15 protein-coding genes and 1 pseudogene are annotated in these 17932 nt (G+C 52.1%); 6 read left to right on the top strand and 10 right to left on the bottom strand.

What is annotated here, in order from left to right; genetic code table 11:
• Positions 1 to 123 precede the first annotated feature (123 nt).
• Positions 124 to 1719: an EAL domain-containing protein gene (locus ABRP31_RS14170; RefSeq protein WP_349970062.1), complete on the top strand. Its 1596-nt coding sequence runs from the start codon at positions 124 to 126 to the stop codon at positions 1717 to 1719.
• A 211-nt stretch (positions 1720 to 1930) separates the two neighbouring features.
• On the opposite strand, the gene ABRP31_RS14165 is transcribed toward ABRP31_RS14170, so the two are convergent.
• Positions 1931 to 2608 carry a hypothetical protein gene (locus tag ABRP31_RS14165; RefSeq protein ID WP_349970061.1) on the bottom strand — a complete coding sequence of 226 codons (678 nt, stop codon included), beginning with the start codon at positions 2606 to 2608 and terminating at the stop codon, positions 1931 to 1933.
• A gap of 387 nt (positions 2609 to 2995) precedes the next feature.
• Positions 2996 to 3277 carry a hypothetical protein gene (locus tag ABRP31_RS14160; RefSeq protein WP_349970059.1) on the bottom strand — a complete coding sequence of 94 codons (282 nt, stop codon included), beginning with the start codon at positions 3275 to 3277 and terminating at the stop codon, positions 2996 to 2998.
• Positions 3278 to 3515: 238 nt separating this feature from the next.
• Between ABRP31_RS14160 and ABRP31_RS14155 the strand changes: the two genes are divergently transcribed.
• A complete protein-coding gene (locus tag ABRP31_RS14155; protein WP_349970058.1) occupies positions 3516 to 4478 on the top strand; it encodes a helix-turn-helix domain-containing protein in 963 nt (320 codons plus the stop codon).
• A gap of 105 nt (positions 4479 to 4583) precedes the next feature.
• On the opposite strand, the gene ABRP31_RS14150 is transcribed toward ABRP31_RS14155, so the two are convergent.
• Positions 4584 to 5561 carry a helix-turn-helix domain-containing protein gene (locus tag ABRP31_RS14150; protein ID WP_349970056.1) on the bottom strand — a complete coding sequence of 326 codons (978 nt, stop codon included), beginning with the start codon at positions 5559 to 5561 and terminating at the stop codon, positions 4584 to 4586.
• Positions 5562 to 5793: 232 nt separating this feature from the next.
• Between ABRP31_RS14150 and ABRP31_RS14145 the strand changes: the two genes are divergently transcribed.
• Entirely contained in the window at positions 5794 to 6684 is an 891-nt protein-coding gene (locus tag ABRP31_RS14145) for an MBL fold metallo-hydrolase (RefSeq protein ID WP_349970055.1), read from the top strand.
• Between the two features lie 101 nt (positions 6685 to 6785).
• Positions 6786 to 7328: a cysteine hydrolase family protein gene (locus ABRP31_RS14140; protein ID WP_349970054.1), complete on the top strand. Its 543-nt coding sequence runs from the start codon at positions 6786 to 6788 to the stop codon at positions 7326 to 7328.
• A gap of 171 nt (positions 7329 to 7499) precedes the next feature.
• On the opposite strand, the gene ABRP31_RS14135 is transcribed toward ABRP31_RS14140, so the two are convergent.
• A complete protein-coding gene (locus tag ABRP31_RS14135) occupies positions 7500 to 8273 on the bottom strand; it encodes an SDR family NAD(P)-dependent oxidoreductase (RefSeq protein ID WP_349970053.1) in 774 nt (257 codons plus the stop codon).
• A 156-nt stretch (positions 8274 to 8429) separates the two neighbouring features.
• On the opposite strand from ABRP31_RS14135, the gene gcvA reads away from it, so the two are divergent.
• Positions 8430 to 9362 carry a transcriptional regulator GcvA gene (gene gcvA / locus ABRP31_RS14130; RefSeq protein WP_349970052.1) on the top strand — a complete coding sequence of 311 codons (933 nt, stop codon included), beginning with the start codon at positions 8430 to 8432 and terminating at the stop codon, positions 9360 to 9362.
• 360 nt (positions 9363 to 9722) lie between these two features.
• Positions 9723 to 10619: a DMT family transporter gene (locus ABRP31_RS14125; RefSeq protein ID WP_372489411.1), complete on the top strand. Its 897-nt coding sequence runs from the start codon at positions 9723 to 9725 to the stop codon at positions 10617 to 10619.
• Here the strand turns inward: ABRP31_RS14125 and ABRP31_RS14120 are convergent.
• The 6 genes and pseudogenes from ABRP31_RS14120 to ABRP31_RS14095 form a co-directional block, all read right to left on the bottom strand.
• A pseudogene (locus tag ABRP31_RS14120) lies at positions 10595 to 10784 on the bottom strand (GlxA family transcriptional regulator); the annotation flags it as partial. The gene ABRP31_RS14125 and the pseudogene ABRP31_RS14120 overlap by 25 nt on opposite strands.
• 25 nt (positions 10785 to 10809) lie before the next feature.
• On the bottom strand, positions 10810 to 12858 hold the full coding sequence (locus ABRP31_RS14115; protein ID WP_349970050.1) for a TonB-dependent receptor domain-containing protein: 2049 nt from the start codon (positions 12856 to 12858) through the stop codon (positions 10810 to 10812).
• A gap of 134 nt (positions 12859 to 12992) precedes the next feature.
• Entirely contained in the window at positions 12993 to 15152 is a 2160-nt protein-coding gene (locus tag ABRP31_RS14110; protein ID WP_349970049.1) for a TonB-dependent receptor, read from the bottom strand.
• A 71-nt stretch (positions 15153 to 15223) separates the two neighbouring features.
• Entirely contained in the window at positions 15224 to 15613 is a 390-nt protein-coding gene (locus ABRP31_RS14105; protein WP_349970048.1) for a DUF2946 family protein, read from the bottom strand.
• A gap of 694 nt (positions 15614 to 16307) precedes the next feature.
• Positions 16308 to 16889 (bottom strand): putative natural product biosynthesis protein, encoded by a 582-nt coding sequence (locus tag ABRP31_RS14100; protein WP_349970047.1) that lies wholly within the window; start codon positions 16887 to 16889, stop codon positions 16308 to 16310.
• Positions 16890 to 17122: 233 nt separating this feature from the next.
• Complete coding sequence (locus ABRP31_RS14095; RefSeq protein ID WP_349970046.1) at positions 17123 to 17506, bottom strand: DUF2946 domain-containing protein; 384 nt, start codon at positions 17504 to 17506, stop codon at positions 17123 to 17125.
• Between the last annotated feature and the right edge of the window lie 426 nt (positions 17507 to 17932).

The following is a 17932-nucleotide window of genomic DNA, read 5'->3' as shown; positions in this document are numbered from 1 at the left end:
GTAGCCTCGATACTAGAAAGGAGTCTCTGTTGAGGCAATTTACCATTTGCACCGGCACCAACCTTACGGACTCCCCGACTCCATTAGCGGTGCAACGACGATCCCCATCTGGAAACTCCCCGCATGCGTAGATCGGTAGTGCAAAACCTTGCGTTGCTCGGTGCATCAAGTTTGTTGTTCATGTTCATCGCTTTCTTCTCCTACCTTGCCATCAGGAACGCCAAGGACAAGGCAAGCTTTGAATTGAAGACGGCCATCAACGAGGTCATTCAACGCTCCGCCGTGACCCAGGCTCAAGTCGATGGAGCCTTCAGAGCGCAAAGCACTGCCGCCTTGATACCCTGTTCGCCTGATCATCTCGCGCTGATGCAAGCTGAGTTACTTAAAGCCAGCTATTTGAAAGAACTGGCGTACATTCAGGGTGATAGCATGCTGTGCTCAACCCTGCCTGGCGCTAACGCTGAGATCTTTCTGGGGCCAGCCAATCATACGACGGCTACCGGAAGCCGTCGTTGGAATCGCATGGTGTTCCCTAACGCCCCTAACACTACGTTTGTCGTTACAGAACTAGATGGGTACGCAGCAATTATTTCGCCTGAGCTAGTAATAGATGTGGGCGGTGATCATCCCGAAATCGCTATTACACGCTTTCGAAACAGTAATCGAATACTTGCGTACTCCAGAGGCGCTTTTAGGCAGGAATGGCTGACCCGCTACGAAGGCAAATCTATATCGTTCTTCGATGATGAATATTTCGTCTTTATTCAGGCAGGCAGCGATGCTTACTCCTCGGTATTAGCTGCAATGCCTGCAGCGCGTGTCAATCAGATGATTCGAGCAGCAATGCCGAGCTATCTCGCTGGAGGCTTTCTAGCCGGTTTGGTCAGCGCCTGCATCCTGTTTGCTTTCGCCCGCTGCCGACTGTCATTCAGATCACAGCTGGTGCGCGCGCTCAAGAGGCGAGAGTTTTTTCTGGTGTACCAACCCGTCGTCGATATGCGTACTGGTGAATGCATAGGCGCCGAGGCGCTAATTCGATGGAATCATCCGGAAAGAGGCATCATTAGCCCAGACAATTTCATCCCGGCAGCGGAAGCAGACGGGCTAATCCGACAAGTCACTGCACAGGTTATGGAACTGGTTGCTGAGGACGTTGGCCGGCTATTCACAGACATCCCTAAGTTTCACATAGCAATCAACCTCTCCGTTGAGGATCTACATTCCGAGAAAACCGAGGAGCATCTTCTCAACCTCATTCGCGTAACGAGGGGTAGTCCCGAAAATATCCTGATAGAGGTCACCGAACGTGGCTTGATGGATCCGGTTAAGGCGAAGAAGGTGGTGGCATCAATTCGGGAGAGTGGCTTTGAAATTGCCATCGATGACTTCGGAATCGGCAATTCTAGTTTGTCATACCTGTCCACGTATGAGCTGGACTACTTGAAGATTGACAAGTCATTCGTGGACGGGATAGGCAATCACCGCAGCAACTGTCCGCTTTGGTTCCACATTATCGAAATTGCCAAGGCTCTCGGTCTTAAGCTCATTGCTGAAGGTGTTGAGACTGAAAAACAGCGGGATATCCTACTTGAAGCGGGTGTGCACATGGCGCAAGGATGGTTCTTCGCCAAACCTCTGCCAATCAATGAACTGCGCATATTTATTGACGCAAGCAGGACACAGCTGCAAGCAACACCCAGCTCCGTATCATCGCGGTGACTTAACCCTAGGCCTCGTCACCTTCTTCGCGTAGCTCATGAAAATGCATCTCGCCCGGAGGTCGTGGTGCGAGATGCTCAACGCTTTAATTCACAGTCTGCCTGGACTTCTCACCTCAATCCGCTGTGGTGGCGAAAAGCATACGCGCCACCAAGTCTAGGGCTCTCGTACACTTCGATACGGTGCTCAAGAAATTTACGTGAGCGCAAGCCTAGTTTTTCGCCGGAATGCTAGCGAGCGTCTCCTTAAGTAACTCTAAAGCGTGTGCCTGAATTTCACCTTGTTGTCGTATATCGGACACTATTTCCTTTTCACGTTTGTAACCTGTCCACACTGGAGTCAAGGTGCGACGACTCATACTTTGTACCGTCCCCAGGTATTGTTGACTTGCATTGTAGAAATCTAGCGATAGATAAGAGGCTGGATCCGAAGAACGATCGCTGATAAGCCTTGTCCGAATATCCAGTTTCGCAACCAGCTTGAAGCCAGTGCGCGAGGCCTCTTCAAGTGAGTGAACTCGTTGCACTTTCCCAAACCGGGCCTCCAGCATTCGTGTGACCTCTGCAACGCTGCGTTCAGGGTCTGAGGTTTCCGCGTAAGCTTCACGGATGGAGCTCATATACAGACCGGCAGTTAACCCTGATTTGTAATGGCGATTGTAGGCCTCTAGCTCTTTTGCTGTTTCTATTGCAGAGTCGCTCATCATGAGAGCAACTGGGCCATTCGGCAAACTGGCAGGGACTGTAGTCCCAGCTCGATTACTGCTATCAAACTTATCAACAGCACAGCCTGAAATCAATACGAGAAGAGTCGCAACAAGAAATACTTTAAACCTTCCAGCTGGACAATTACTTTTCCATAAATCTGATAGTGACGGGAGATTTTGCACGTTAGATTTCCTACAGTTAAAAAAGCATTGGACGCCGGGCACAAATAAACACAGTGTCGAAAAATATTTATTCTCGCCCTCAATGAAATTATTGTAATTTTAATTGCCAGAAGGAAACGGCCAAAATGCTGGCAATTTATGCCAAAACTGCACCGGCGGCACTGCAGCGATTAGTCGCGACGCATCTCAGACCTATGAAAGGGTTAAGATAAAATAGTCCGCGCTTAGCTTTAACTTAGAGATTACGAAGCACGACATGCGGCTGCCACCCTGCCAAACGTCTGCGCAAGCCGTGCGAAATAAATTTTGTCTGCTACTAGCTTGCGAAATAAGTCTTGAACTATGACCTGCGCCCTCTCTACGCACATCTGCGATGGAGTTGGAATTTTATTTGCTATCACACTCAAACACAATTTTGCGGGATCTAGAAACAAGTAACCCTATCAGTTCTTGCAGTTGACAGGACAGGAAGTGAGCATGCATTGCTTGTTCATCATTCCACAAGCACTCGACTATCCAGCTGTTTCCTTCCGCAACTTTCTTCAGCTCACACTTAGCGAGACCCGAAGAGTTTCGCTCAACCAAACCAAGGATATCAGAGATCTTACCTTCAAGATCATCATCCATATTAACTTCAAATCCCATAGCGCTTTTCATCAGGCCCGACATTGGACACACTCCAAATTGAAGCTATTTTTGGCTGCGTTAGCAACCTAGGTAGGAAGCAAGGCGCTCAAGTGCGTTCAGGAACTGCCAAGAAGCTTCTTCGTCGCATTGCACTCAGCTGCACCGTTCAAGATTAGAAGCACATTATACGAAAATCGGGTAAAAAAATGACAAAACGCTTGCGATTTCTGCCAAAATCACAACGATCCAAGGGAGCGCCTCTTGGGAGGAGTTGATCTAAATGCCAGCGAAGTTGATACAATTCATCGTCTATCCTGAGGTTAGCTTGCTAGATCTGGCTGGCCCCTTGGATGTGTTTATCGCTGCAAACCATTTTGCGCATCCTAATCATCCGCCCTACGCTTTATCTATACTAGCGTTAGACTCCGAGACAGCGATATTCTCTAACCTCTCGCTAAACGCAGTGGTGCTGGAAGCAGAATCGCCTACGGCGCATACACTCATCATTCCAGGCGGGCCTGGAATACTGGAGTTTTGTAAACACTCGAAATTTCTTACACACTTTGTAAAGCACGCAGATAGAGCTAAGCGCCTAGTTTCGGTATGCACAGGGATATTTGCACTGGCAACTGCCAAGAAATTAAACGGGCGAAGCGTTACAACACATTGGTCTGCCTATGAAAAGCTGGAGCTAGATTTTCCTTCTATAAAAGTTATGCGCGGGCCTATTTATGTCAATGACGGAGAATTATGGACTTCGGCGGGTGTTACCTCCGGTATCGACTTAGCTCTTGCAATGGTTGAGGCAGACTTGGGCCATGCTGCAGCGCTTGAAGTGGCACGACACATGGTTGTGTTTCTGAAACGTCCCGGAGATCAAAATCAGTTCAGTTCATCGTTAACGCTACAATCCAGAAGCAGTCAATTCTCAGATCTTCACGCATGGATGAATAACAATCTCACAGGTGATCTATCGATATCATCCTTAGCAAACTTCATGAATATGAGTGAAAGAACATTTTCGCGAAGATACAGCGAATCCATGGGCTCAACCCCCAGCAAGATGGTAGAACAGGTACGCTTAGAAGCAGCTTGCCACCTACTTGTCACCTCGAAGACGCCACTTAAGACGATTGCTGGTAAATGCGGCTTGGGTGATGAATCTACCTTTATTCGTGGCTTTACAAAAAAATACTCTGTCACACCCAAGGAATATCGGGAGCGATTCAAGTCATTTAATTGATCGCCTCCTTGAAACCAAGCCTTAACAGGAGGTTGTGATTCTCTGAGACTTATACGTTACCTACAAGCATGGGATTGACCTCGAGCTCTAAAAACTTGCAGTGCCCTATGATTTATCTTCAAGCTTCATCTCACCAAAAAACATTCGCCGATACTCAGACGGCGAAGTGCCAAGCTGAGTGCCGAATTGCTGTCTCAAGGATAATGGAGTGCCAAAGCCTGCCTCACCGGCCACGCACTCAATGGGTAAATCTGTCGTTTCGAGCAGTTGTTGTGCCCTGGCAACACGCTCAACATTTACCCATTTAGAGACGGTGCTGCCAGTGGCCTCTTTGAAGCGTCGGGTAAACGTGCGCCTACTCATTTTCGCTCTATCTGCCAAAACATCGAGCGACAGATCATCTGCTAGGTTCATTCGCGCCCATGCCAACACAGCGGACAGATGTGTCTCACTCGACAGTTGGGGTACAGGATGCTCGATGTATTGAGCCTGGCCACCCTGTCTGTGCGGCGGCGTAACCAGCATCTTAGCTGTGCGATTCGCCACGTCAGCACCAAACCGCTGTCGTATCAGATGCAGGCAGCAGTCAATTGCCGCCACGGTTCCCGCCGAAGTCACGATATTGCCATCACTGACATAGAGCACCTCAGGCCTGAAACGAACGTCAGGAAAGCGCCGCGCAAACTCGTCTCTGACCGCCCAGTGAGTAGTCGCTTCCCTCCCATTAAGTAACCCTGCATCACCGAGCACAAATGCCCCAAGGCATAACCCAACGATCAGCTTTTCTTGGGCATCTGCGAGCTGTAAGGCTGCAACAAGATGTGCAGACGCCGCGACCGATTGATCCCCCCACGCAGGAATGACAATCACATCGGATGCCTCCATCAATTCCAAGCCATGAGGAACAACCAAGCCGATGCCTTGATCGCTACTCACCATCCCTGGAGCCTCTGCGCAGTAATTCACCTCGTATTGGGGCTCACCAGGCGCCGATTGCGCCGTTCCAAGCACTATGCCCGGTACAGAAAGATGGAACAGGCTTACGCCGTTAAAAGCGAGTACGGCAACACGTATGGTTTGCATCTGGCAGCCTCGGGTTGAGCGCTTACTGGATCGCATCAACCGCCAAAAAGGAGCAATGACGATGGCTCGCGCCCACGGACTTTCACGAAAGAAACGAGTACACCGCCCATCCCAATTTCTAAAGCGATGGGAGCTTGGCCCGATTATATCGAAATGTGTCATTCAGGCCACTGTTGGGCGCCAATATATTAGGCAAGAATGCTGTCATCAATGTCTTAGCAGGATTAATCTCGTGAATCTCACACCTCTTTCCCTTGCCTTCATCATTGCTACCGCCGCAGCGGCCACACCAGCATTCGCGGACACAAGCGCACCCAAAGCGCCTGATTTATCTCATAAAGTAGATTTGAAGCAAGTTCGCAATGCGACGGTGCGAATCTCATACGGCGGCACTACCTTCCTGGTCGACCCAATGCTTGCAAAAAAAGGCACCTATCCTGGATTTGAAAACACTTATCGGAGCAACCTGCGCAACCCCTTGGTCGATCTGACCGAATCGCCCGAGAAGGTAATTTCTGGTGTAGACGCCGTAATCGTGACTCATACGCATCTTGACCACTGGGACGATGCCGCTCAAAAAGCGCTGCCTAAAGATATTCCTCTGTTCACCCAGCATGAAGACGATGCGAAGTTGATCCGCTCCCAGGGTTTCAAGAACGTGCGCGTGCTGACAGATGAAGCTGAATTCGGCGGAGTAAAAATCATCAAGACAGGTGGCCAGCATGGCACTGACGAAATGTATGCCGTGCCAGCACTCGCGAAACCACTGGGTGAAGCCATGGGAGTAGTTTTTCAAGCTCCAGGTTACAAAACCCTCTACTTAGCCGGTGACACTGTATGGCGTAAAGAGGTCGACCAGACCATTGAGAAATATCATCCCGAAGTCATTGTTCTAAATGCCGGTAAAGCAATGATGAGCGGATATGACGGGTCGATCATCATGGGTGAGGAAGACGTTCTGCGCGCCTCAAAGGCCGCGAAAAACGCGCAAATTGTCGCTGTGCATATGGACGCAATTAATCATATGTCCCTAACCCGGGAAGAGCTGCGTACATACGTCAAGAACCAAGGCATTGAGAATCGCGTAGATATTCCAGAAGACGGCACTTCATTAGAATTCTGACTTAAACCTAATGGGGTCGCATAGAGGCAGACGCTTTGCCTCTCGACCTCAGGAGTCACTACCCTATCCAAATGCCTGGATAGCCTGACCGGAGATCGTTAATGAAACGTGGCCTTTTAGTAGTTGACCTGCAAAACGAATATCTGCCCACCGGCAAACTGCCGTTAACTGGCATCGAAGCGGCGGTCGCGAATGCTGTTCGGGTGATCAGTCAAGCGCGCGATATAGATGTTCCCGTTTTCCACATCCGGCATGAGTCCGATGAGCACGCTCCGATCTTTGCCAAAGGATCCGACGGCGGAGAAATTCAGCTAGCTGTAGCTCCTGAAGGTCAAGAACATGTGATCGTGAAAAAACACATAAATGCTTTCAGGGAAACTGACCTTAAGCAGCATTTGGAAGCCTCTGGTGTCCAAGAGGTCGTGGTCATAGGTGCGATGAGCCACATGTGCATCGATGCCGTGGTGCGCGCAGCCGTGGACATGGGCTATCCAGTTACCGTATTGCATGATGCCTGCGCCACTCTGGATCTGTCATTTGGCGGTGTAAATGTTCCTGCCGCTCACGCGCATGCGACGATGATGGCAGCCTTTGAGTTCGGCTACGCTACCGTCAAATCCGTGGATGAGTACCTGTCGGCCTAAATGGCAGACGGCTCAGTTATTGGGGCCTCCGGGCCCCTGTTTCTATCACTCGGGGACGCCAAAGACTTAAGGTTTTAGTATCCCTAACACTGCGCCCCAAGCAAAAGACGTGGCCCGTGACAGCCTCATTGACCAGCCGTCATTGATTACAAACCTAACTCGTCAAACTCATTAATGACGTCCTGCAGTGACGCCACCATCGACCGGTAATACAGTCCCGGTGATCCAAGACGCCTCATCTGAAGCAAGGAACAAAATAGCCTGGGCTACGTCTGCAGGCTGCCCATTACGCCCGAGCGGGTGAAACGCGTTGAAAGTCGGCAGTACCTTTTCAACCTGATCAGCGTCCATGAACGTTCCGTAAACCGGCGTCTCAACTACCGCAGGGGCTACGGTGTTGATGCGTATGTTGGAGCTTGCGAGTTCCAACGCAAGGTTACGTGTCAGCGCATGTACACCAGCGTTTGCTGCAGAGTACGCGGCAGACGGGGTTGCACCGACGGCTTGGATAGCCCAGAGGGATCCTGTTTGCACGATTGCCCCTCCTCCACGCTTGAGCATGGCTTTTGCTGCCGCTTGAGCCATGAAGAATTTGCCTTTCAGGATGATGTCCAGGAAAGAGTCGTACTCTTGCGGACTCACCTCAAGAAATGGCTTTGGATTGAAGATGCCTGCGTTGTTGATCAGGATATCGACGCCACCAAAGTTGTGTACTGCGGCATCAACCAAAGCTTTTGCCGTGGCTAGATGTGCAATATCGCCAGCGTAAGTGCGTATCTTTTGGCCTGAAGCATCAATTTCCAATGCCGCTTGCGCAAGTTTTACTTCATCTCGGCCGCCGATGACTACGCAGGCGCCTGCATGAACGAGACGTTTCGCAACTGCTTTGCCGATGCCCGAGCTGCCTCCGGTTACGATAGCGACCTTGTTAGAAAAACTTTGCATGCTTTAATCTCCGGCGTCGGGTTTCGAATGAGGAACGGCGTAGGATGTTAAGTTCGCCTATTCGCTGTAGTAATCACTGGCTTGGCATGCATCCTGAAGAAAAGTGCCCTAGCTGACGACGCAGAAGATTTCGCTCATGAGACAGAAAAACTATCAATGACTACTCCCGCCTACCTGAATGCATTGCGAGCTTTCGAGGCCGCAGCGCGACATCAGAGCTTTTCAGCAGCCGCTGCAGAGTTAAACGTGACGCCCGCTGCCGTAGGGCAGCAAGTTCGGAACCTGGAGTCATGGCTGGGCATTGCCTTGTTCTTGCGTGCAAGCAGCGGGAGTGCTCGTCTGATGCTGACGGACGTAGCACGGACTGCCCTGCCCGATATTCGAGAAGGGTTTGATCGACTGTCTATGGGACTGACTCGCTTGAAGGACTCAGGCGTGCACGCAGGACTAACGGTAACGGTAAGCCCGGCGTTTGCATCAAAATGGTTACTGCCACGTATCGAGCGGTTTCAACAGGATTATCCAGATCTGGATGTGCTCCTGGACACGAACGCTCGATCCGTAGACTTTCAGGTTGAGCGTGTCGATGTGGGGGTTAGGTACGGTGCAGGGAAATGGCCAGGACTCACAGCCGAGCACCTAATGGATGAAGTCATGTTCCCTGTATGCGCCCCTGACTACGCACGACTGAAGAAGGGCAAACTTACAGCAAAGGCTTTGGAAGGTTCTACGCTGATCCATGATCTCTCAATGGCCAATGACCGCGACTACCCAACATGGCGAATGTGGCTGGACGCCTCTGGGTTCAATCACGTCAATGCCAGCCATGGACTGCGGATCAATAACTCTGCTTCGGTTCTACAAGCGGCCATAGACGGGCAAGGCCTGGCTCTCGCACGAAGCGTGATGGTCAAGGACGATTTAGCAGCGGGTCGCCTGGTGCGACCGTTTGCAGACAAAGGCGTGGACTGCCCTTTGACCCAGGCTTACTACGTCGTTTACCGCCCGGAGTGCGCTGAACTGACTAAAGTGAAAGCCTTTCGAAACTGGTTGCTAGTGGAAGCTAACCAATCACCATCTCAGGCCTAGTCGTTATCGCCACTCCTCAAGCTTTAGCTTGCAGCGGACAACCCAGCTCCCCGGCTACACCTTGAGTCGTTGAACTCCGACTCATCGGCAAGCGCCACGGGTTCGCCTTTTTAAACGAATACTCGAAGTCACGCATTTCACGCCCAGCTATGACTGCCTATGAACGAATTCAGACGAATCGTGGTATAGGTCTCGTACCGCTAACCTGACGCCAACCGCAGTAGTTGACGGCATAGAAAATCTTTGTTGTGGAAGAGCCTTCGTTTAGCCAAATATGGCATCCGATCAGTTTTTTTTCAGCTCTAGCGTTCTTCACATCTGGATTACGGTAAAGATTTTCTACCTGCCTGGTTCTTAGCAATGATAATAAATACAAATGCTAATCAAGACCGCCCTAGCCGCCCACGCTGGATACTCCAAGTGATCTTGTGCTTAGTGGCCTTCGCGGCAAATTCGATTTTCTGCCGTCAGGCGTTGATGGAAGGGCAAATAGATCCAGAGTCATTTACGGCAATCCGCTTGCTCAGCGGCGGTTTATTTCTATTGCTATTGATCAGGCTGCGCACACCCGAGGTAGCAATAAGTGGAAGCTGGAAGGGAGGCCTGTCACTTTTTGTATACGCCTATTTTTTCTCTATAGCCTACGTCCAGCTCGGTGCAGGTATGGGGGCCCTGATTTTGTTCGGCGCGGTGCAGGTCACAATGTTCATCTTTTCCTGGGCGCAGGGTGAACGCTTTCGAAAGAAAGTGGTGATCGGCATGTTAGTAGCCTCGTGCGGTTTGCTTATCTTGTTGCTGCCTAGCGCAAGCTCCCCTCCTCTGGGTAGCGCAGTGCTAATGACAATATCCGGAGTGGCATGGGGGGCCTATTCGCTGCTCGGAAAGTCGGCGGTGAATCCACTCGCGGAAACCGCCGGCAATTTTGCCAGGTGTCTTCCATTCTTGCTTTTACTGACTCCAGCAATGTTATTTGGGAGTGGCCTCAACATGAGCGTTCCTGGAGTGATGTACGCGCTTGCTTCAGGTGTGTTCGCATCAGGTAGTGGCTATGCGCTTTGGTACAGTACCGTCAAATACATCAGCTCGCAGCAAGCCGCCACGCTTCAGCTAAGCGTTCCAATCATGGCTTCGCTTGCGGGCGTGCTGATTTTGAACGAGCCGATATCGCTTCATCTTTTATTGATCTCAGCAGTCGTTCTAGGCGGTGTCGCACTTGCATTGTTGCCGGGCCATAGCGCAGTAGATCGCCGTAATTGAACGGCTGGTCTGCTAGCAATTAGTGCGCTGTGAAGATTGATTATTCGGCAGCAACACCAGCGTCTTCGCGGTTCGATTCGCCACGTCAGCACATAGCCGGCGTTCTGCTAAAAGCAGACAGCAATCGCATGCTGCGACGCTGCCTGCAGAGGTCATGATGTTGCCGAGTGATCGGATTGCGGTGACGCGGTCATAGACGCCATTCCAAGCCCAAATACACGCTACGGCCATCGCCTGGCAGGTAATAAGCACCGTCCACACCCCTCACGTTAGCCTGCACAGCTGTTGTCGCGGCGTAGTTGCGGTCAGCAAGATTTCGCCCCTCGACGAACCAACTGGTATATCGGCCTAGCTCACCACCTACAGTCATATTAAGCAGGCTGTATCCACTGGCAGACAAGGTGTTGGCGTGATCGATGTATGTCTTGCCTGGCAACCATTCGAAAGCGGGCGCAATGTAAAGCCATGAGGACAGCGACCAGCGCAGTTCTGCTCGCATAAACTGGCGAGGAATCCCAGCCAGATGGTTATCGCCATAAACCGAATCGCCATCGAACCTAAAGTCGTTGAAGAGATAGTTCATACGCACTGACCATCGTTCGGCCAAAGGTACGTTGGCGTACAGCTCTAAGCCCTGATGAATTGTCTTGTCTGCGTTGACCGTTCCGAGTGCATTGCCCTGGCTATCGGTCAGTGACAACAACTCTCGGTCGATCCAAGATCGGTAAATCACAGCATCTAGATGCAGATCACCACGGCGGTGGCGATATCCGAACTCCCAGGTAGTTGACTCCTGATCTTCAGCGAGGGGCTGGGTATTTACCGTGATTTCGCCAAAAGGAGGCGCTTCGTAGCCACGACTCACACTCGTGAACCACTGCGTGTTCTCATCAGGTTCAAAAAGCAGGCCTAGCTTCGGACTCATGCCCTCGTAGCGTTCGTCGTAACTGATTGCAGGCAACCCTTTGAAGGTCGTTTTGCGCTCAGCTTGCACAAGCTGCGCGCCAACCTCGATGGCCCAATGGCTGGTTAGACCGTATTTAAACTGGCCATAAAGAGCGTTCTCATTAGCGTCAAGATTGCTCTGGCGGGTCAGGACGCCTGGCTTACCGTCAGGATTGGTGAAGCGATCCTCATCGCCTTCAAGACGCGAGTAAGAGGCGCCCAATGTTAGCTTGCGAGTCTGATCGGCCTGGCCGAGCTCACTGGTCATCCTGACACTCAGTCCCGTGTCGATAAGATCCTGCTGCAGAATCGCAAAAGTCATCGCATGATCTCGCTTGCGATCCGCCACGTAGAATGATGTCTCTACCTCAGTCTGCTCAGAGGCATTCCAACTCAGCTTCAGTGCTGCTCGATCAAGACGATAGTCGTTATGTGCATTCAGGCGTTCGTAGTCAGCACCCGCTGAACGGGGTGAGTTGCGTAGCTCACTTTTGGTGATGCTCCCCGGCATTTCCATCTTGCTTTCGAGGTGAGTCAAGAACAGACGCCCCTCCAGATCTGGGGAAATACGCATACCGATATTGCCGAAGTAACGCGTGGAGTCCGTTGCGGATTGCGCGCGATAACCGTCCTGATGGCTATCGGTGATGCTCAGGAAACCGTCGAAGACATCACCGGCCCCAGAAACAGCCAATTGATTACGGCGTTGATCGTAGGCACCAATCTGGGTACGCAATTGCAAAGGCCCATGATCTCGCCCGGTGGGTGAAACAAAGTTCACCGCACCTCCAAGGGCATTGGAGCCGTACTCCAGACCGCTGGAGCCTCGCCACACCTCTATGTACTTCGCCGCCAGAGGCTCTATTGACTGGAAGTCACCGCTCCCATCAGTGTGGTTTAGCGGGATTCCATCCTGGTACAGCTGAATGCCGCGCATCAGGAAACCACGCTGAATTCCCGAGCCACGAATGGAAAATCGCGCCTCATCGCCGTGACGACTCTGAGCTAAAACACCCGGTGCAAAGCCCAAGGCGTCAACCACAGTGGTAGCTCGCCCATAACGGTAACTTTGGGCATCGACAACTGCTGTGCTAGCAGCCCGGCCCTCAAGCTTCTCGCGCGCACTCGTCACGTCTGGCTGCACGTTGTCCTTGTTGCCGACAATACTCAGTGGATCCAGCTCGATCTTCGAGGGCAATCCATATACCGCATCAGCAGCTTTCAAATGGCCTAGCGGCATGAGCAAGAACAAGCAAGACAGCAGTGTGCCAGAGCGAACCGGTAGTACGGGCATCACATTTCCTTGTGAGAGCCATAGGCTACGAACAGGCGTGGTCGGTCGCATGGACGTGACAGACAGAGGGATAACGTCGGCCAACTGCCTTGGCAATCGGGAACTCCATGAGCGGTAGCGAGTGATGAGTATCATCAGTATCTCCACTGCACAGCTAATTCGAGGCTACGCGGCTCACCCAGGTAATACTGAGTGTTGGTCTGATGAATGAAGCGGGCATAGGTCTCGTCAGTAAGGTTACGCAGGCGCGCACTCAGCTCTGTATGAGCATCGAGGTCGTGCTTGAGGAGCATCCCGTAGACCTTATAGGACGGCACCCACATGGTGTTGGCCGTATTGGCATAGACCGAAGAGACGTAGCGTACGTCCGCGCCTACCTGCCATTGCGGTGCTAAATCGTAGGTCAGCCAGAGGTTGGCGGTACGATCCGGAATGTTCACCGGGTTCTTACCCTTACGTGAACGCACCACACCGGCAACAGTTTCATTGAACTCGTCGTACTCAGCCCGCACCCAAGCGAAATTACCGGCAGCCAACAACTGGGGAGTTATCTTGAACGATGCCGCTAACTCGATACCCGTTGAGGTCTGCTGGCCGGCCTGCTCAGTGGTGTTCTGTAGCGTGGAAGATGGTACAGAGATGTTCTTGCGCACGATTCGATAGGCTGCTGCCGTGACAGATCCGCGACCATCTAGGAAGTCGAATTTACTACCCACTTCGATCTGGCGTCCGGTGCTCAAATCGAAGTCGCCTACTTGGCCGATGCTTGCGCTCGTCAGGGTTCCGCCTGGCGGCTCGGCCGAGGTGCTGTACTGGGTATAGAGGCTGGCCTTATCGGTCACGTCATAGACTAGACCTGCTCGGCCGGTGAAGGCGTCCCAGCGACGATTGAGTGAGTTGCGCGCTGTGTGATCAACAATTTCGAAATCAATGTGCTCATAGCGAAGCGCGGTAACCAATGCCAGACGATCAGTAAGGCGCGTGCGGTTCTCCATAAAGGTCGACGTGGTATCCGTCCAAGTGCTGCGGCCCTTGGTACGCGCGGCATCCATACCGGAAATGTCGAGAAACTCACCTGGATCGAAGCTACCCGGGTCTACCGCAGCGCCGAAAGGCCCATTGATGGACAGCGGATAGTTGACCTGCTTGTTGCGGCTGTATTCCAGGCCAAAGGCCCAGTCACTGGCCCTACCAAACAACTCACCCGTGTGCGTCAGTTCTAGACGATTGCCGTTGACCTCCTGATCATGCCGCTGGCGATAGCCGGCAGAACGGGCCACGGCGTTGTTATCCGCGTTGAAGCGATATACCTCAAGATTGCGGTAATCACGCTGACCGTCATAGTGATAGAAGGTGTTGCGCAACCCGGTAGCATCGTCGAAGCGGTAGTTGGTAATCGACCGCAGCCAGTGAGTTCTCTGCTCGTAGCGCCCATCATCAACATTATAGTTTTTGAAGCGGTTGTGTTTGTCGATATGCAGTTTGCCGCTCAGTGGCTGTAACACCGGCGAGCCCCAGTACGGGCTGTCTTCCTGCTCCTCGAGATACTCAATGGCGAGAGTGTGAGAAAGCTGGTCGTTGATGTCGCTCAACAGAGAAAAGGCCACATTGCCAGCTCCGTTCTCCTGTCGATCGATGTAACCATTGGTGTTCGTGCGGCTGTAATCCAGACGCGCGTAATGGCGAGCCCCGTCCCCCTCGTTGAGCGCCTGGTTGACGCCGATAGCGGTTTCCCAGCTATCGTAACGCGAGTAACTCACCCTTCCTTCGACGCTATCCTTATCACGGCTAGCCAACCTGGTGATGAAGTTCAGGCTACCGCCCACCGCCCCACTGCCATTGAGAAATGAAGATGGCCCGCCCAGTAGTTCGACTCGATCGTAAATCCAGGATCCGACAGGACGCGCGGCACCACCGTATTGCAGATTGATACCGTTGAACAGTTGGCCGATCTGCGCACCATTGAAACCACGATAGGCCACATAACCTCCCCAACCAGGTGGTGCGGATGCATTCACTCCAGGCAGCACATTAGCGGCATCCTGAAAATTGCGCGCTCCGACACGCTCCATTGTCTGGCGGTCTGCGACGCTGACCGATGCAGGGTTCTCACGCGCACTGAGAGCCAGACGCGAGCCGCTCTCGATGGTCTCGTCCAGGTTAATAGCGGTCGCTTCTTTGGGTTCGGAAGCAGAGGTAGATATTTTAATGGCAGGCAATTTCAATGAATCATCTTGCGCCCAAGCAAGGGTGCTGCTGCCAACGAGCAGTGCCAGAGTAGTCATGCGAAACATAGAGAGCTTCCAGTTTTTCACTCGATAAGTTCGTAGGCTGTCTGCATGACAGCCAAGCTGAACAAGAAACTTCAGAGCAACGGAAGCAACACAGGAGATGCACGAGGATTTGCAGGAGGCCAGCGATAACGATTTGAGCGCGAGAGTGGCAACCTGAAGAGAGGGCGCGCTTGGTCGAGGGTGAGCAATCCCCACAAACCAAAAAATACGGCGAGAATGAGGGCATTGAAAAGGCTAACCAGCGCGCAAATGGTGCCTGGGGTAAAAGTCGTTGCGGCTAGGCTAAAGTCGTCAAGATCAGCCCCGAAATCGCCATCAAAAGAACAATACTCACCATCGAGACCGGCGAGCTGCAACCCAGCCATCTGGCCGTGGCCAATCGCGCAGGAAAAAGCGCTGAACAAGATGGATCCATAAAGAATCCATGCGACGAGCGAGCGTTTAGAGAGTGCGAATTTCATGAAAAAAGACGTCACCAAAGTAAGGTTATACGCACAGATCAGTTGAATTATTCTGCGCCGCGAACCCTGTACTAAACGGCTAAGAGCTGACTACACATGAGTACAAACCGCGATGATGACAGCAGCGTAAAATTTCACACCTGCGACGTTCTGTCACATGTATTTTTCAGTTCGATCAGGAATGGGCTAGCGATTCGAAGCTTCGCGCCATCCGCAAATTTCACAAGCTAAAGAGCGACAAGTTGTCGCACCCCAGACAGCTATTATTACGAGTCGAGAGCGTCTACGGCTTGACCGTAAAGGCCATTCGGAACCTACTTACGTCTTTGGCCAGTGAAGGTAGCCATGACACGCTTATTCACCCAATTACGGCACCGCCAGGGTCGTGCTGCGGTACTACGCTAGCGCAAGTCAGGCCCGAAACCTTTCAGAACTCAAGTCAACCGAATGCGAATACCTAGGCACAGCCTGGGTTTTCGATGCAGCGCCGTTCCTACCCCAACGTTGTCATCTTGTTACTGCCAAACGCCAGCTGCCTTATGGAGGTAACATCGTGTCAATGAAAATTCCAGAGTGACATGGAGAGCCCATCTACCGCCCGGACTCAGCCATGCTCCGTTCATAAGGCGCCTGACACGCGGCAGGACTTTTACTTATCACGCAGAGTCCTCGACGACTGTGTCATTCGATCGAATCAGGGGATGGGCAACCAGCGACGAAATCCGGCGCCCCCCTTCCCTGTCAAAGGACACCAAGCGAAATCCCAAGGCGTTGGTGGAAACTCCTCTTGCTCAAGATCAAAGCCTAGGCCTGACCGTGGAGCTACTTTCCAGTCAAACACCCTCATCGGCGATCCCTCCCAAGCCAACACTAGCCCCCGGGCCTGGCTACCATCTGTGCTTATCCAGCGGGCAGCCGCAGCCGTCATGAAGGCGTCGACGTGCTCCTCATGTATTTGCTTTTGGTAGGTTGACGTGAGTAACCAACGACAAACACTCAGGTAATAAGTCCAGTTTAGCGGTGGATGATGACGATAGGCCCACGTCATAAAACTGCGGAATATATTCAAGCCATCCGGTGGATCTAGCTTCAGCAACTTAGGACACACATCAAATAACGTATGCCAGTAAGGCAGCAGACGAGCATCCAGGTGAACAAAACAGCGTGCGTTACTGGGGTAGTCAGGAAATGGCAACAGGAAATCGTCACCACTGCTCATTCGCGAGGCTTTACCGACCAGCCGCGAAGCGCCTGAAGGGGTAATTAAATGTCGCATTCCAGCCCCCACGTAATAGCCGCTGGCGGTTTATCAGAAGCTGGAAAACCAAAAGTTGTTCCTTCGAAAGTGCTGAATCTGCAATCTGGAAAATCGAAAATGCGAGCCATAAAGCCTTCCTTTCCAAAACGACTGAACGACGCCCACCAGCAGTCGCATCAGCGATAATCTGGCGAAAAACGGACGACGAAAGACAAGCGATAGCCGACGATCAAATCAGCCACATGCAAGCGTCAGATCTGGGGAGAAGCGCGAGGATTGGCCGACGGCCAGGAGTATCGAGGGGGAGCCTTGGAGCGCAGCTCCCGACCAGGGCGCGGCCTCTGCACGATTCGCAAAAGCCAGGTTAGGCAAAATAGAAATACGATGCTTAACGTCACAGCTGAACAAATAGGGCAGGAAAGACTACCCGCCCAACTGGAGGGTGACTGGTCAGAGAAATCCGGGCTCTCGGTTGAAATTCTGTTACCCAATGCGGAGCAAAACTCGCCACCTATACCATTGAGGGTGAGCCCGCTCATCTGCCCATGCCCCAAACCGCAAGCCAACACGTTGAATAGGACGCAAAAGTACAGCGTCCAGGCAACGAGTGAGCGGTTTAGTAGGGACGATTTCATGGCGGCGACATTCACACCGAATTACAGGGAGCTTGAAGGTCGAGAGATGTTGAACAGCCCCAACACCAAGAATGCCCACAAGATTGGGTCACAATTCTATCATGCGACCCCGAGTGATTTCACACAGGATTAGCCTGCGACAAAGCCGGTGTAGGCATAGCGCTTTCGAAGATAGCTGGAAATCCGGCAACGCTTCGGCATGTCTCTGTCGTGCAACTCGTCCCTCTCCTGCACTTTGCCATCAGTTACGCGCCAACGGCTTAGACGAAAGGTCTAAACGTTCAAAATTCGAAGGCTGCTCAGAAGTGACTAATGGGCGCAGCTGCTTTTCTATTGTCTCACTGCACGGTGGAAACCCAATCTGCTAACGATTTTAGTTTTTTCTCACACGCATACGGTACGAGAGCCTTTCTCAGGCAAGCCACC

It is taken from the genome of Pseudomonas caspiana, from assembly GCF_040224095.2.
Classification (GTDB): Bacteria; Pseudomonadota; Gammaproteobacteria; order Pseudomonadales; family Pseudomonadaceae; genus Aquipseudomonas; species Aquipseudomonas caspiana.
Note: the sequence above shows the minus strand (reverse complement) of the source record. Positions and strands in the feature narration are given on the sequence as shown.

Bases quoted from the DNA above. Each gene is read 5' to 3' on its own strand.
- ABRP31_RS14170 (WP_349970062.1), top strand. From the start codon at position 124: ATGCGTAGATCGGTAGTGCAAAACCTTGCGTTGCTCGGTGCATCAAGT.
- ABRP31_RS14160 (WP_349970059.1), bottom strand. From the start codon at position 3,277: ATGTCGGGCCTGATGAAAAGCGCTATGGGATTTGAAGTTAATATGGAT.
- ABRP31_RS14155 (WP_349970058.1), top strand. From the start codon at position 3,516: ATGCCAGCGAAGTTGATACAATTCATCGTCTATCCTGAGGTTAGCTTG.
- ABRP31_RS14150 (WP_349970056.1), bottom strand. From the start codon at position 5,561: ATGCAAACCATACGTGTTGCCGTACTCGCTTTTAACGGCGTAAGCCTG.
- ABRP31_RS14140 (WP_349970054.1), top strand. From the start codon at position 6,786: ATGAAACGTGGCCTTTTAGTAGTTGACCTGCAAAACGAATATCTGCCC.
- ABRP31_RS14135 (WP_349970053.1), bottom strand. From the start codon at position 8,273: ATGCAAAGTTTTTCTAACAAGGTCGCTATCGTAACCGGAGGCAGCTCG.
- gcvA (WP_349970052.1), top strand. From the start codon at position 8,430: ATGACTACTCCCGCCTACCTGAATGCATTGCGAGCTTTCGAGGCCGCA.
- ABRP31_RS14125 (WP_372489411.1), top strand. From the start codon at position 9,723: ATGATAATAAATACAAATGCTAATCAAGACCGCCCTAGCCGCCCACGC.
- ABRP31_RS14115 (WP_349970050.1), bottom strand. From the start codon at position 12,858: ATGCCCGTACTACCGGTTCGCTCTGGCACACTGCTGTCTTGCTTGTTC.
- ABRP31_RS14110 (WP_349970049.1), bottom strand. From the start codon at position 15,152: ATGTTTCGCATGACTACTCTGGCACTGCTCGTTGGCAGCAGCACCCTT.
- ABRP31_RS14105 (WP_349970048.1), bottom strand. From the start codon at position 15,613: ATGAAATTCGCACTCTCTAAACGCTCGCTCGTCGCATGGATTCTTTAT.
- ABRP31_RS14100 (WP_349970047.1), bottom strand. From the start codon at position 16,889: ATGCGACATTTAATTACCCCTTCAGGCGCTTCGCGGCTGGTCGGTAAA.
- ABRP31_RS14095 (WP_349970046.1), bottom strand. From the start codon at position 17,506: ATGAAATCGTCCCTACTAAACCGCTCACTCGTTGCCTGGACGCTGTAC.